Genomic DNA, 14,216 nt, shown 5'->3' on the forward strand with positions numbered 1-14,216 from the left:
CTCACTCGGGATCCGCTGTTCCAACTCCCTCAGTCTAAAGCTATCCGCGTGCCGCCTGAGCCCCTGTTGAGAGGGTGTTCTCACCCTCTGTAGTCGGGCGCCCGCCTGACAACCGTCTTGTGGTCCCGCTGTGCGCGCTCTATTCTCAGGATATAGCTTTCCATATAGCTTTCAGGATAGAGGTATGGTCATGGAACCGCGCATCGCCGTCGTCTACCACAGCGGATTCGGGCACACCGCGCAGCAGGCCGAAGCCGTCGCACGGGGCGCCGGAACGATCGCCCACGTCGATCTGATCCCGCTCCCCGACCTCCTGGACGAGCACTGGGCGAGCCTGGACTCCGCCGACGCGATCATCTTCGGCACCCCCACCTACATGGGCGGCAGCAGCGCCGCATTCCGCACCTTCGTGGAAGCCACCAGCAGCGTCTGGGCGGACGGCCTCCGCTGGAAGAACAAGATCGCAGCCGGATTCACCAACAGCGGATGCATGAGCGGCGACAAGCTGCACACACTCACAGACATCGCCCTCTTCGCGGCCCAGCACGGAATGATCTGGGTAGGGCTTGCCGAATACGGCGGCTGGAACACCTCCACCGGCACCAGCGAGGACCTCAACCGCCTCGGAAGCTGGCTCGGTGCCATGGCGCAGTCCAACAATGACGAGCCCCCCGAGTGCATGGCCACCTCGTCCGACCTGCGCACCGCGGAAGCTCTGGGAATCCGGGTCGCCGAAACGGCACGCGTACACCTCCTCGGCCGCGCCGCCCTGGAGCCGACCCTCGCGTGAATGCGTGTCTTCGAAACGGGCCCGATCACGAAGTGTGTGTCCGGCTCCCAGCCGTGCTCCCCGCTTACTGTGTTCGGAACCGCGGGGGGTGTCCCATCTGGATCGGGCATTCTGCGCCACGCGGCGGCCGGACCAGGCGGGACGGTGTAGACCGCGTCTTCAGGACGACCACCGAAGTAAGGCTTCGGCGTTGCAAGCGGGTTGGTGACTTGACCAAGGGGCGGCGTCTCGGCCGTCGGGGGAGGAGCGGTACATGGCTGTCCGTCGGTGACGGTGGAGCCGCGTGCTGTCGGTTGTTGGTGTCGGCATACCTGTGACGCTCACACGTACGCCGACACCGGGCCGCGGTGAGGGCGGTCGTTACCGTGCCAGTACGCATCACGGTCCATGCGCTCACCCCGGTCGCCCCGTGGCAGCCTGGCAGCCGGTTTCCCGCCGGAGCGTTCCCCCCCGGCAATCATGTTTGAATGCCCAGGTGACGGATCTCGACGTGCTCAGGGTGTTCTGCGGGCCCGGCGGCCGTGGCGGCAACGAACTCGGTGTGCTGCGCGACGGCCGTGCGGTCACCGGCGAGCGGGAGCGGCAACGGCTCGCCGCCCGGCTGGGTTTCAGCGAAACCGTGTTCGTCGACGACCCGGAGCGCGGCGTCGTGGACATCTACACCCCGAGCGCCCGGCTGCCCTTCGCGGGCCATCCTCTGGTGGGCACCGCCTGGCTGCTCGACCTGCCCGAACTGTTGCCGCCCGCTGGTGAGGTCTTCGCCCGCCAGGACGGCGAGTTCACCTGGATCACCGGTCGGCCCGAGTGGGTCACCGGGCGGCGCACCCGGCGGTACGCCTCCGCGGCCGAGGTCGACACCCTTCCCGCGCCGCCGGAGGGCGAGGGCTGGCTGTACGCCTGGGCGTGGCTGGACGAACCGGCCGGCCGGGTCCGGGCCCGTGGTTTCCCACGCCGGGGCGATGCGATCACGGAGGACGAGGCCACCGGCGCTGCCGCGCTGACTCTGTCGGGCGAGCTGGGCCGCGCCCTCAACATCACGCAGGGGGTGGGTTCGCAGATCCTCACCAGCCCCCAGCCGGACGGCTCCATCGAGATCGGCGGCCGGGTCGTCCTGGCCGGGACCCGGAAGCTGTAGCAGACCGGCCCGGATCGGCCCCGTCCGCGCCGCCTTCGGCTGCCTCGTAGCAGGCGTCGATCAGGGCACGCCTCGAATCTCATGTCGGGCGGCTGTTGTCGAGAGTGCGGTCATCCCCAGTGGTGTCCCGCGTCCCGTTCCAGGTGGCTTGTCTCACTGCATCCGCGATGGGTCGAGTACCACGACGCCAGAGCCCCCGCTGGGGATATCCCCCTCTCCGGTACTGGGGTGCGTCGGATCGTGCTCCGGTGGAGGCGAAAATAGCGTTCGGTCATGACTGTGACTCCGCGAAAGCACCTCGTCATGGCACTCGCCGTCACCTCGCTGCTCGTCGCCGAGGTGGCCACCACCGTTGCCCAGTCCGCCAGTTCCTCCCCTGTGGAGCGGTTGCGCCAGGACACCAAGGCGATCCACGCACTCGGAATCAGCGGTGTGCAGGCCCGCGTGATCGGGCCTGACGGCCGGCAGTCGGTCGCCACCAGCGGCACCGCCGACCTGAACACAGGCCGCCCAGTCTCCTCCGACGGCTACTTCCGCATGGCCAGCACGTCCAAGACGCTGGTCGCCACCGTGGTCCTCCAACTGGAAGCCGAGGACAGGCTGTCCCTGGACGACACAGTCGACCACTGGCTGCCAGGAATGGTGCGGGGCAATGGCAATGACGGCAGCCGGATCACCATCCGCCAATTGCTCCAGCACACCAGCGGCATCCACGACGACCTGCCCGGATACACCACGCCGAAGGAGTACTACCAGCAGCGTCACGACGTCCACCGCCCCGGGCGGCTGATTGCCCGCGCCATGGCTCATGCGCCGGACTTCCCGCCCGGCGAGGGCTGGGCGTACTCCAACACCGGCTACATCCTGCTCGGCCTGATCATCCAGAAGACCACCGGGCACCCCGCCCACCAGGAGATCGAAAACCGCATCCTGCGCCCGCTCGGCCTCGACCAGACCCGATGGATGGGCACCTCCTCCACCCTGCCCCGGCCGCACGCCCGGGGCTACCAGCTCTTCGGCCCTGGTTCCCGGGTGGACGTCACCGACCAGATACCGGTGGACCATGAGAACCTTTCATGGGTCACGACCACACGGGATGAGAACCGCTTCCTCCGCGCGCTGCTCGGGGGCCGCCTGCTCCCGGCACGGCAGTTGGCCGCCATGAAGCGGACCGTTCCCGTGAACGCGGAGGTCCAACAGCTCTGGCCCGGCGGCCGATACGGCCTCGGCCTGGTCGAACGGCCCCTGAGCTGCGGAGGAACCTACTGGAGCCACGAGGGCGGGGACGGCGGCTACATCACGCTCAATGGCGTCACCGATGACGGCAGGCGCAGCGCCGTGGTGTGCATGTCCGAGGCACGCGGCGACACTCCTGAGCACATCCTGGGCCAGGAGAACGCCGTCAGTGCCCTGATCGACCACGCACTGTGCCCCGGGGGCCTCAACGCCGCGTGAGCGGAGCTCATCCCGTCGAGAGCCGCGTCCCGACTCGCCATCGGCATGGGCCGTCAGCGTAAGCGCAGGTCAGACCACAGCATCAACGAGCCCGAAGCCTTCCGGGATCCCTTCCAGCAACTCCCGCCGCGCTGGGTTGAACTCGGCGTCGGCCATCATCCCTATGATCGATCTCGGTCGAAAGGGGGCCGGATGGACCGGACCATACGCACCGTCGAGGATGTTCTCGCGCTCCTGGACGGGCGCTTCACCTCTGACTCCGATGACTCCGAGGCCGACCGCTTGGCGACCGGCGACGGCAAGGGCTTCTGGGATCGCTTCTACGCCGACCGGTCAAGGCCGGTCCCGTTCTTCGCGGCGAAGCCGGACGAGAACCTGGCTGCCTACCTCGACCAGGGCCTGATCAGTGCTGGTCGGGCTCTGGACCTGGGGTGCGGGCCGGGTCGCAACGCCCTGTATCTCGCCTCGCACGGCTTCGAGGTGGACGCCGTCGACCTCTCCCCGGTCGCCATCGCTTGGGCCAAAGACCGGGCACACGCGGCTGGAGTCGACGTTCGCTTCCTCTGCGGTGACGCTTTCGCTCTCCCCGCCGCCGAGTTGAGGGGCCGGTACGACTTGGTCGTCGACTCAGGATGCTTCCATCACCTGCCGCCGCATCGCCGTGTCAGCTACCTGGCTCTCCTCGATCGAGTCCTGGCCGCTGGCGGCCATCTCGCCCTCACCAGCTTCGCCGCCGGCGAGGGCGGCATGGGGTCGGAGCTCGCCGACGCGGACATCTATAGTGAACGGGAATTGCGGGGCGGCCTCGCGTACACACCCGAATCCCTGCGCTGGATCTTCTCTGACCTTGTAGAGGTCGAACTGCGCCGCATGCGAGAGGAGCCACCCGAGTCATCGCTCTTCGGGGCGGCATTCCTGTGGACCGCGCTGTTCCGCCGGGACGTGATGACATGAGGCGGCGTCGGCCTGCTCACGATGTCCTTGAGGCGCCTTCCGTCGGCATTCGTGGTCCGTCAGGTGGTGCAGCGACGGATCACGCTGCCCAGGTCCTCGGCCGACGCCGTCGAGGTGGGCGCTTTGTCGACATCGCACAGACATGATCCATGGCCTGTAGAGTCTCAGAATCTCACGGCTGGTACCGGATGAACGCCGGATCCGACGTGGCGCCGAGATATGCAGGTCAGGCCTGTACTTCGTCCGCGTTGAAGCACCGGCACATGTCCAGGCGGCTGCGCCGGGAACATTCGGGCCGGTCGGCGCGGTTGCATCGACCGGGGGACCGGCGCCGCATGGGCGGGGAACGCGGAGACCACGAGGTCGTCCGCCCCACCAGGATCCGGGCCCAGGATCGCGGTACGACCGCCGCGCATTCGGACCAAGACGTATTACTGCAGGAGGACCCTTTCATGACCGGCCGGCCCTTGACGCTCATGGCAGTGCACGCCCACCCCGACGACGAGGCCACCGGAACCGGAGGGATCCTCGCGCAGTACGCGGCCGAAGGCATCCGCACGGTTCTGGTGACGTGTACCGACGGCGGTTGCGGTGACGGACCGGGGGGTGTCAAGCCGGGCGATCCCGGGCACGATCCGGCGGCGGTCGCCTCAATGCGCCGTCGAGAACTCGAGGCGAGCTGTGATGCGTTGAAGATCAGCGATCTGGAGATGCTGGACTATGCCGACTCCGGGATGATGGGCTGGCCCAGCAATGACGCCCCCGGATCCTTCTGGCAGACCCCCGTGGAGGAAGGCGCGGCCCGTCTCGCGGAGCTCATGCGGCACTACCGACCTGATGTGGTCGTCACCTACGACGAGAACGGCTTCTACGGCCACCCCGACCACATCCAGGCCAACCGCATCACGATGGCGGCGCTGAAGATGACCGCGCTGACACCGAAGGTCTACTGGACCACGATGCCCCGCTCGATGATGCAGCGGTTCGGCGAAATCATGCGTGAGTTTCATGAGGACATGCCGGAGCCGGATCCTGCCGAGGCCGCCGCGTTGGCCGAGATCGGCCTCCCCGACGATGAGATCACCACATGGGTGGACACCACCGCGTTCAGCGGTCAGAAGTTCGACGCGTTGGCCGCGCATGCCAGTCAGGGCGAGAACATCTTCTTCCTCAAGATGGGCAAGGAGAGGTTCGGCGAGTTGATGGGCATGGAGACCTTCGTACGTGTCCAGGACGCCACCGGTGCGGCCGTACCCGAGAACGATCTCTTCGCCGGACTGCGCTGATCCGCCTGCTCGCCCGCCCGCCCGGCCAGTAAGGCGCATTGACTGCACGGTGTGATCGAGCGGGTCACACACCAGGGGGCTTGCCCAAGCGAGTTCCGCTGCGGCAGCCCGCGTCCAGGCGCTCGCCGACGGCGTCGACGCATGCCCGCACCTCCGACCCGAACACCGTGCTCGTCCCCAATCCACCTGGGCCGGCCTAGGCGGCACGGTCGGCAAGCACATCCCCGACGGCCACCGCGGGCTGCGACGCAGCCCGCGGTGGCCGGCGGCGGTGCGGCGGAGTCGGTTCACGCCGTGGCGTTCAGCAGAACGGCGAATCATGGCCAGAGGGCTTCGTGGCAAGCCTTGATCGCTGCTGAGTCCGCTGACCGGCTGGCCGACATGAATGTTCTCGGACCTGTTGCGTGGCCGCCTGGCCCGGGACCGTGTCATGCTCATCGAGCTGCTGGAGTCGCCATATCTGCACACCTGCCTCGGCGTGTCACCCCTCCAAGCGCCTGCATGACCGCAAACCCGCCCGGCATCGTCAACAACGCTTCGACAGATCCGAGCTGTCGAGCGTGAGCTCAGTCGGAGGGCGGCAGCGGGGACCGCAGGCCGAGCCACTGCTCAGCGTCCCAGGCCCGGAATCGCTCTACTTCGGTGAACCCCAGCTTTGCCGCGAGGCGCATCGAGCCGAGGTTGGCGGTCTGGGTGGTGAGTACCACCGGCTCACTGGGAAGGACGCCGTCGAACCAGTCAAGTGCCGCCGCGCACGACTCGGTGGCATACCCGAACCCCCACGCCCGTGGCAGGAACAGATAGCCGAGATCGGCCTTCCCCACAGCAGCCGGACGAAGGTGCTCCGTTGCTCGCCTGAGCAGGATCTGGCCGATCATCTCCCCGTCGAGATCGACGACGAAGCTCCCGGGCCACCGCCCGGGTGCCTCGGGCAACTCGCGCTCAAGCTGGTCACGCGGGCGGGGCCCGCCGAGGTAGGTGTGCACATCTGGGGACGCCAGCAGCTCGATGAACACCACACGGTCCCGGGCCTCGGGCTCACGCAGCACGAGCCTGTCGGTCCTGATCGGTGCAGGCGGCCACGCAACGGGTCCGAGATCATTCATGTCGGCCAGCCAATCAGCAGACTCAGCAGCGATCAAGGCTGTCGGACCCTCTTGACTGGGGGCAAGGGGGCGCAGGTTCAAATCCTGTCGTCCCGACGGTGCGAAGAGGCCCGCTGCTCTGGAAAACTCCAGTTCAGCGGGCTTCTTTCTTGTGTGGGCGCATCTCATTCTTGATGTATCGCCAGTTGGCGGGGGACGCCCTGGGGACCACAGTTAGCCGCTCCACGTGGGCTCCGGAGGCGGCTCGCCTCACTGCGTCAGAAGTTCGGGAGGGCACGCGGGCCATCCCGCAGATGGACCGGATTTGCCACACCTATCGATATTCGATAGATTTCCATCGTGATTCGATCAAGGGAGTGGCGTTGGGAAAACTGACAGTGCTCGCGCTGCGCGCCGTGATGGTGGCACTGCACGCCGGGGCGGTCTCCGCCCAGGCGGTGATGGTGGCGATGCTGACGGGCGCCATGGAGGAGAGCATCCTTGTGGACCGCCGCACTCCGGTCCTCGTGATCATGGTCCTGGGCGTCGTGATGGTCCAGGTGGTCCTGGTCTGCGTGTGGCGGCTGGTGACGATGGCGCAACGCGGAACCGTGTTCTCCCACGCCGCGTTCCGCTACGTCCATCTCGTGATGGGCGCGTTCGTGGCGGCCTCGCTCCTGGTGCTCGCGCTCGGGGCGGTCCTGGCGCCTGGCGATGTCGTTCCCCCGGGCGTTGTGGCCCTGCTGGGCGGGGCCAGCCTTGCGATCTTCGGGAACGCACTCATCGTGCTCGTGCTGCGGATGCTGCTCGCACAAGCCGTCGCACGCGACGTCGAGGCGTCGCAGCTGGGGGCCGAGCTGGCCGAGGTGATCTGATGCCGATCGCCGTCGACATCGACGTGATGCTGGCCAAGCGGAAGATGTCCGTGGGCGAACTGGCGGACCGCGTGGGGATCACACCCGCCAACCTGGCGGTGCTCAAGAACGGCCGGGCCAAGGCGGTGCGCTTCACCACGCTCGCCGCACTGTGCGAGGTGCTCGAGTGCCAGCCCGGAGACCTGCTGCGCTGGGAGCCCGACGGCCCCGGGGACGGGGACAAGGCTGCGCACGAATCCGGAGCATCCGTCCCAACCCCCTCCCCGCCGCGGTGACCGCAGTCGCGGTAGCCGGCCGCCCGCACACCACCACCAGATGCGACGCCCACAACCATCCCTGCTACGCGACCCGCTCCGCCTGATCTTCAGCAAGCTCCCGAGTGACGACCTGACGACGACGTCCGCACACCTCCTCCCGGCACGGGCTCGGCCGTATTGCCCGCTGCCGGTCGGCGCCCGCCGCGCGCCGCGCGCACCGATGACGGACTCCACGACGAACAGAGCAGACATGACGACAGCACGGCTCTCTTACCGCCTCGGGGGCACCGGCAGTGCCGACGTACTGGTGGTCGGGGCCGGCCTGGCCGGACTCAACACCGCCACACTCCTCGCCCGACAAGGCCACGACGTGCTCCTGGTCGAACGCCGGACGAACCTTGCCGGAGCGATCCGCACCACAGGAATCTTCGTACGGAAGACACTCGACGACTTCCCGCTGCCCCCCGACTGCCTCGGACCACCGATCCGACGCGTGGTCCTCTACCCCCCTGACCTGCGCCGCCCGGTCAGCCTCACCAGTACCCGCGACGAATACCGGGTGGGCGACATGGGAGCACTCTACGAAGCGACGGCCGCCACCGCGGTCGACGCCGGCGTCCGTATCGCACTGGGCACGCGCTACACCGGCCGACAGGGCAACATCTTCCACCTGGCCGGTCGCGACGGTCCGGCCACGGTCCGGGCCCGCTTCGTCGTCGGCGCCGATGGGGCCCGCTCAAGAGTCGCCCGCGACCTCGCTCTCGACTGCAACCACCACCTGATCGTCGGCGCCGAAGAGGTCTTCGAACTCCCCGGCAGTGACCAGCCACCGACATTCCACTGCGTACTCGACCCCTCACTCGCCCCCGGCTACCTGGCCTGGGTGATCAACGACGGGCAACACGCCCACGTCGGAGTCGCGGGCTACGCCGACCGCTATCCGGACGGTCTTCGCCGTGCGATGGAGCAGTTCAGCGCCTCGGCGCCCGGACTGACCGGCGTCGAACGTCCCGAGAAGGTGGAGCGGCGCGCAGGTCCCATTCCCGTCGGCGGCCTGCTGCGCCGGATCAGCTGCGCCGACGGGCTCCTCGTGGGAGATGCGGCAGGCGCGGTCTCCCCGCTCACCGCCGGCGGCCTGGACCCGTGCCTACGGCAGTCACAGCTCGCAGCCGAGGTCCTCGACGACGCACTGCGCACCGGAAATCCGGACACCATGACCCACTACGACGGAGCCGCGCTCCGCCCCCACTTTCGCGGACGACTCATGCTGCGCAGGATTTTGGCCCGCGTACGGACGCCTGCCACAGCAGCAGCGGGATTCACCCTGCTACGCACACCGTTCGGCCGGGCCGCGGCAAGCCGAGTCCTCTTCGGCGACAGATCCTTCCCCGACCCCACACCCAAGTGAACTCGCTGAGAGGCCACGTCATGCCCACATTCCCCATACCAGCAGCCACAAAGCTCGTTACCACGATGGCGGGGCTGGCTGTTGCCTGCGGACTCCTGACCGCTTGCGGTGCCGAGACTCCCGACGTGACGTACAAGGCCTGGACCGAAGGAGGCAACCTGCAATCCGTCAGGCACGACTACGTCGATGGCCCCAACGGCGCGGTAAGCATGCCGGCCAAGGTGAGTGGAGCCTCGTGGAGCATCCAGGAGGACGGCGGGCACGCTCCGCGTATCAAGGTCGTACCTACTGGCAAAGCCGTGGCGCACTGCCTCCTGCAGGAAGGCGACGACCGCGTTCTGGACCAACAGAAGGGAGCAGCAGGCCAACCGGTGACATGCTCCGCCAAGCGGTAGCGCACGACCCCCGCCACTTCCCGCCGTGCACAAACTGTTCAGAGATTCCGGATAATTCGGCGTTCAAATTTGACTTCGGTCAGGACGGGGCCGCGTCGCGCAGGCTGCGGAAGAAGGCTCGGATGTCGCCGACGAGCAGGTCCGGCTCTTCCATCGCGGCGAAGTGGCCTCCCCGGGCGAACTCCGTCCAGCGGACGATGTTGTTGGTGCGTTCGGCGATATGGCGCAGGGCGATGAAGTTGTCCTGAGGGAAGGAGGCGAACGCGGTAGGGGCCGTCGAGGGCTCCAGCGGCTTTCCCGAGTAGGCGGCGTGAGCGCGCTCATAGTAGATACGCCCGGAGGACCCGGCGGTCCCGGTCAGCCAGTACAGCATCACGTTGGTCAGGAGATGATCGCGGTCGACGGCGTCCTCCGGCCGGTCGGCGGAGTCCGTCCACTCCTTGAACTTCTCCGCGATCCAGGCGAGCTGGCCGATCGGGGAGTCCGTGAGTGCGTAGGCGAGGGTCTGCGGACGCGTGGACTGGATGTCGGCATAGCCTTGCTTGTCGCGGCTCCACGCCTGCATACGCTCCCAGGAGGCCCAGGCCCGCTCACGTTCCGCTGGGCTGAGGGCGGCGAGTTCCTCCTCGGTCGGCTCGGCTGTCGCGCCGGCACCGGGGATGAGGTTCAGATGGACGCCGATGACGTGGTCGGGGCGGATACGGCCCAGTTCGCGGGAAATCGCCGCTCCCCAGTCGCCGCCCTGCGTCCCGTAACGGTGGTAGCCCAGGCGGCGCATCAACTCGGCGAAGGCAGCCCCGACACGGTGGTACTCCCAGCCCCTGTCCCGGGTGGGGCCGGAGAACCCGAAGCCGGGGATGCTGGGCAGGACCAGATGAAAGGCGTCCGCAGGATCGCCGCCGTACGCCCGGGGGTCGGTGAGCGGTCCGGCGATCCGCTCGAACTCGACGATGGAGCCGGGCCAGCCGTGGGTGATGATCAGCGGCGTGGCATCCGGTTCCGGGGAGCGGATGTGTGCGAAGTGGATGTTTGCGCCGTCGATCGTGGCCATGAACTGCGGCCACTGGTTCAGACGAGTCTCCGCCGCCCGCCAGTCGTACGTGTGGCGCCAGTGGTGTGCGAGTTCCTGCAGGTAGTCACGCGGAACACCGTAGGCCCAGCCGACATCGGGCAGTTCGTCCGGCCAGCGGGTGCGGTCGAGGCGGTTCTTCAGGTCGTCCAAGTCGCTGTCCGCGATGTCGACTCGGAACGGTCGCATGCTGTCGTCCGGTGATGTCGTCATGGTCGTGCAGCTTAGGTGGCCTGCCACCTTCAAGATCGACAAGGAGAGGTTCGGCGAGTTGATGGGCATGGAGACCTTCGTACGTGTCCAGGACGCCACCGGCGCGGCCGTACCCGAGAACGATCTCTTCGCCGGACTGCGCTGATCCGCCGGACCAGAAGGTGGGTGAGGTCGACTTCAGTGGCGACAGCCTGGCGTCCCCGACCCACATCATTGTGACGCCGCCGAACGAGACCCACAGCGTGTCGCGGAAGCTGGCCGGCCCGTACGACGACGAGATCCAGGTCCACCCCGTCGGCATCGCCAACTGAGTAGCACGAAGTCGTCCCTTGTGCTGGTGAAGGCTCTGGCCGGGGCTTCACCAGCACAAGGGATCGTCCAGGTCGGCGGTTCCTGCTGTACGGAAACTGAGCGGATCCGTACGTTTGGGCCGTTGGTATCGCCGCTTGAGAGTCGTTTCGGTTCGTCATCGTGGTGGGCATGGGCCGCGCTGCTCGGACCTGGGCTCAACGGGACGGGGCGCTCACGGGCACGTGCTCCGTGGCGGGCCGTTCGGAACTGCGCGATGTCCGGGTTCGGTAGGAGTGGCCGAGTTCCGGGCCGAGTCCGAAGTAGTGGCGGAAGTTGTAGATGAGGGGGCTCCAGGCGGCGGGGTCGATGTGATCAGTGCCGGGTACGACCACGCGGGAGTCGGCGTGGACCTTGCATACGACGGCCTCGACGATGTCGAAAGCTCCGGTGAGGGCCGGCTGCACCCGCTCGGCGCGGGCTTCCAGCTGGATCGGGCATTCTGCGACACGCGGTGGCCGGACCAGGTGGGACGGTTTTCCGGTCAGCCCTGCCGCGCCGAACTTGTCCGGCTCGAAGCGGCACCCCTCGGCCTTGGTCGAGGGCACCGGATTCCTGCCGGTCAGGGGCGCCAGCTGTTCCACCGCCTGCCACTGGCCGGGAGCGGGCAAGTTGATCACCAGGTCGCGCCGGGTGCTGAGGTTGTACGCGCTTTGCCCGTCGCGGCCCAGTCCGATCACGACCGTCCGTCCGAGCGCCCATGCGGAGGATATGGGGGCGAGATTGAATGAGCCGTCCTGGTTTTCTGTCGACAGGAGCACTACCGGGGTCCCGAAGTACAGGATGCTCGGCTCGATCTCCAGATGTGTGACGACAGATTCCGCAGGCAGATGACGGGACGGTGCTGGTTTCATGGCGGGCAGCCTAGAATCCGGTCGCTTCGGCAGCAGCCGAAGCATCACGGCCACAACGGAGCGTACGGACACCCGGGCTCCGCGCGCACCAGGTGCGCGCGGAGCCCGGCAACCGTCCCCGTCCCTGTCCCCGGCCGGGGACAGGCCGCACCAAGGCCCCGGTCACGGACGTAGTCACCCGGTTAGCCCCTCCGAGCTGCCGCCTGGCGCCGGAGAGTGCATAGTGAGACCGTGGCGTGGCCTGCCGAGCGCACAGGCGCTGGCCTCGTATCCCTGCGGCCATCGGGTTCTTCCCACCGGCCGACGCAGGTCAGGAGATGCTCATGGCAGCAGGAGCGAGCAACACCGCGAATGCCGACTGGGGCAAAGCAAACTTCAACGAAATCTACGACTGTCCCGACCCCCGTCCGTACTTTGCAACCCTGCAATCCCTCGAGTACCAGATACCCCACCACGGCCAGGCCGTCTTCCGGGCACTGGCCCGTGGCTTGCGCTGTCTGCACCCCGACCGGACACCACTGAACGTGGTGGACCTGTGCTGCTCCTACGGGATCAATACAGCCCTCCTCAACCACCATGTCACTCTGGCGGACCTGTTCGCCCGGTACACTTCTCACCGCCTCTCCGCGCTGCCGGCCTGGCACCTCGTGGCCGAGGACCGGACCTTCTTCGCAGCGTGCCGCAGCCCGAAAGCCGCAACGGCGACAGGCATCGACTCGGCAGCCCGGGCCGTCGCATACGCCCGCGCCGTCGGCCTGCTCGACCACGCTTTCGCGGAGAACCTCGAAGTCACCGAACCGAGCCCCGCCCTGCGCCGCGCACTGGTGGGCACGGACCTCATCACTGTCACGGGCGGCGTCGGCTACGTCTTCACCAGGACTTTCACCAGGCTTCTCGACTCCATGCCGACCCCGCCGTGGGTCGCGGCGTTTGTGCTGCGCACCGTGCCCTACCAGCCGATCATCGATCTTCTGGCCCGCTCGGGTCTGGTGACGGAGAAACTTCCCACCCGTACCTTCAGGCAGCGCCGCTTCGCCGACAGCTCCGAGCGGTACGCGGCGTTCGACGCCCTGGCTGTGAACGGACTGCACACGGCCGGCAAGGAAGCGGACGGCTACTACCACACCGACCTGTATGTCTCCCGGCCCGCTCCCGACATCGCGACGCTGCCTCTCGCACGCCTGCTGTAACCCGAGGTACGACGGCGAACGTCCGTGCCTGGCTGGAACACCGGCGCTGACGCTGGCCCGACACCCCCACCCGCACCTGCTGATCGACAAGCAGAGCGCACGGGGGGCCAGCCCGCCTCGGCGGCGCTTTCACGGCAAGACCGTCACGCAGGAGCGGCTGGACATGCAGCACGGCTCGACCCGCCGTGTGCCACTGGCTGGCTGCCGGGGCTCACCGCGTTGTCGTCCACCCTGATGGTGACCTTCGCTTCGTGAGCGGGGACTTCGCTGTTCCAGTCATCCCGGTTGGCAGCGGTGCGGGCACTGTTCGGGCGCGAGTCGTGGGGAACCCCCGCTGCTGTGGCCGGCCGGCTTCTGCGGGCTGATGCTGGTCTATGGGATGAGCACCTGGCTGCCCCAGATGTGCGGGGCTCCGGATACGGGCTCACCTCCTCGATCAGCTTTCTGCTGGTGATCAACGCGGGCGGGATCGTCGGCCTGCTGATCGCGGGCTGGACGGCTGACCGTTTCGGTCCGGTGCGGGTGTCGGCGATCTGGTTCGTGCTGACCGCCGTCGGCGCACTACTGCTCCAGTCGCGGATGCCGCTGGCGGTGATGTACGCCGTCGTGGCGTTCACGGGGGTATGGCTGTTCAGCGCGCAGGTCATGGTGTACGCCACCACCCACACCGTCGATCGGGAGAGTGAGCGGGTGGCCGGGCTCGGCTGGGTCACCGGTGTCGGCCGTACCGGTGCGGTCGCCGGTCCCTGGCTGGGCGGTGTCCTCGCGGCGAGCGGCAACCAGAGTTGGGGCTTCACCGCCTTCGCCCTGGCCGGCGTCCTCGGTGCCGTGGCCATCGCGCTCGTCCCGCTCGTCTCCCGGGAGAAGGCCGCGGCGGTCGCCAGGGCGGAGGTCTGACGGGC

15 protein-coding genes and 1 pseudogene are annotated in these 14,216 nt (G+C 67.8%); 13 read left to right on the plus strand and 3 right to left on the minus strand.

Annotated elements, in window-relative coordinates; translation table 11 throughout:
• Nucleotides 1-190: 190 nt before the first annotated feature.
• From NMK44_RS25720 to NMK44_RS25740, 5 genes are all read left to right on the plus strand, one after another.
• Entirely contained in the window at nucleotides 191-790 is a 600-nt protein-coding gene (locus tag NMK44_RS25720; protein WP_254747134.1) for a flavodoxin family protein, read from the plus strand.
• Nucleotides 791-1,265: 475 nt separating this feature from the next.
• On the plus strand, nucleotides 1,266-1,925 hold the full coding sequence (locus tag NMK44_RS25725) for a PhzF family phenazine biosynthesis protein (RefSeq protein ID WP_254747136.1): 660 nt from the start codon (nucleotides 1,266-1,268) through the stop codon (nucleotides 1,923-1,925).
• A 273-nt stretch (nucleotides 1,926-2,198) separates the two neighbouring features.
• Nucleotides 2,199-3,380 (plus strand): serine hydrolase domain-containing protein, encoded by a 1,182-nt coding sequence (locus NMK44_RS25730; RefSeq protein ID WP_254747138.1) that lies wholly within the window; start codon nucleotides 2,199-2,201, stop codon nucleotides 3,378-3,380.
• A 192-nt stretch (nucleotides 3,381-3,572) separates the two neighbouring features.
• Nucleotides 3,573-4,334, plus strand: coding sequence for a class I SAM-dependent methyltransferase (locus tag NMK44_RS25735; RefSeq protein WP_254747140.1), 762 nt, complete (start codon nucleotides 3,573-3,575; stop codon nucleotides 4,332-4,334).
• Nucleotides 4,335-4,786: 452 nt separating this feature from the next.
• On the plus strand, nucleotides 4,787-5,620 hold the full coding sequence (locus NMK44_RS25740; RefSeq protein ID WP_254747142.1) for a PIG-L family deacetylase: 834 nt from the start codon (nucleotides 4,787-4,789) through the stop codon (nucleotides 5,618-5,620).
• Nucleotides 5,621-6,186: 566 nt separating this feature from the next.
• On the opposite strand, the gene NMK44_RS25745 is transcribed toward NMK44_RS25740, so the two are convergent.
• Entirely contained in the window at nucleotides 6,187-6,726 is a 540-nt protein-coding gene (locus tag NMK44_RS25745; RefSeq protein WP_254747289.1) for a GNAT family N-acetyltransferase, read from the minus strand.
• Nucleotides 6,727-7,088: 362 nt separating this feature from the next.
• Here NMK44_RS25745 and NMK44_RS25750 point away from each other — a divergent pair, with 362 nt between their 5' ends.
• The 4 genes from NMK44_RS25750 (at nucleotide 7,089) to NMK44_RS25765 (ending at nucleotide 9,640) form a co-directional block, all read left to right on the plus strand.
• Nucleotides 7,089-7,580: a DUF2975 domain-containing protein gene (locus tag NMK44_RS25750; RefSeq protein ID WP_254747144.1), complete on the plus strand. Its 492-nt coding sequence runs from the start codon at nucleotides 7,089-7,091 to the stop codon at nucleotides 7,578-7,580.
• Complete coding sequence (locus tag NMK44_RS25755; RefSeq protein ID WP_254747146.1) at nucleotides 7,580-7,855, plus strand: helix-turn-helix domain-containing protein; 276 nt, start codon at nucleotides 7,580-7,582, stop codon at nucleotides 7,853-7,855. Before NMK44_RS25750 ends, NMK44_RS25755 begins: the two co-directional genes overlap by 1 nt.
• Before the next feature lie 232 nt (nucleotides 7,856-8,087).
• Nucleotides 8,088-9,245 (plus strand): FAD-dependent oxidoreductase, encoded by a 1,158-nt coding sequence (locus NMK44_RS25760; protein WP_254747148.1) that lies wholly within the window; start codon nucleotides 8,088-8,090, stop codon nucleotides 9,243-9,245.
• A 125-nt stretch (nucleotides 9,246-9,370) separates the two neighbouring features.
• Nucleotides 9,371-9,640, plus strand: coding sequence for a hypothetical protein (locus tag NMK44_RS25765; protein WP_254747150.1), 270 nt, complete (start codon nucleotides 9,371-9,373; stop codon nucleotides 9,638-9,640).
• Nucleotides 9,641-9,719: 79 nt separating this feature from the next.
• On the opposite strand, the gene NMK44_RS25770 is transcribed toward NMK44_RS25765, so the two are convergent.
• On the minus strand, nucleotides 9,720-10,922 hold the full coding sequence (locus tag NMK44_RS25770; RefSeq protein WP_254747152.1) for an epoxide hydrolase family protein: 1,203 nt from the start codon (nucleotides 10,920-10,922) through the stop codon (nucleotides 9,720-9,722).
• Nucleotides 10,923-10,953: 31 nt separating this feature from the next.
• Here NMK44_RS25770 and NMK44_RS25775 point away from each other — a divergent pair.
• Nucleotides 10,954-11,067: pseudogene (locus NMK44_RS25775) on the plus strand (PIG-L family deacetylase); the annotation flags it as partial.
• Nucleotides 11,068-11,083: 16 nt separating this feature from the next.
• The gene (locus tag NMK44_RS25780; RefSeq protein ID WP_254747154.1) at nucleotides 11,084-11,233 is read left to right on the plus strand and encodes a hypothetical protein; all 150 of its coding nucleotides are present in this window, start codon (nucleotides 11,084-11,086) and stop codon (nucleotides 11,231-11,233) included.
• A 195-nt stretch (nucleotides 11,234-11,428) separates the two neighbouring features.
• Here NMK44_RS25780 and NMK44_RS25785 read toward each other — a convergent pair whose 3' ends face one another.
• Nucleotides 11,429-12,124 (minus strand): flavin reductase family protein, encoded by a 696-nt coding sequence (locus NMK44_RS25785; protein ID WP_254747291.1) that lies wholly within the window; start codon nucleotides 12,122-12,124, stop codon nucleotides 11,429-11,431.
• Nucleotides 12,125-12,447: 323 nt separating this feature from the next.
• Between NMK44_RS25785 and NMK44_RS25790 the strand changes: the two genes are divergently transcribed.
• Nucleotides 12,448-13,314 (plus strand): hypothetical protein, encoded by an 867-nt coding sequence (locus NMK44_RS25790; RefSeq protein WP_254747156.1) that lies wholly within the window; start codon nucleotides 12,448-12,450, stop codon nucleotides 13,312-13,314.
• A 402-nt stretch (nucleotides 13,315-13,716) separates the two neighbouring features.
• Nucleotides 13,717-14,211: an MFS transporter gene (locus NMK44_RS25795; protein ID WP_254747158.1), complete on the plus strand. Its 495-nt coding sequence runs from the start codon at nucleotides 13,717-13,719 to the stop codon at nucleotides 14,209-14,211.
• Nucleotides 14,212-14,216 lie beyond the last annotated feature (5 nt).

Origin of the sequence: Streptomyces cucumeris (genome assembly GCF_024295805.1) — a bacterium.
Lineage (GTDB): Bacteria > Actinomycetota > Actinomycetes > Streptomycetales > Streptomycetaceae > Streptomyces > Streptomyces cucumeris.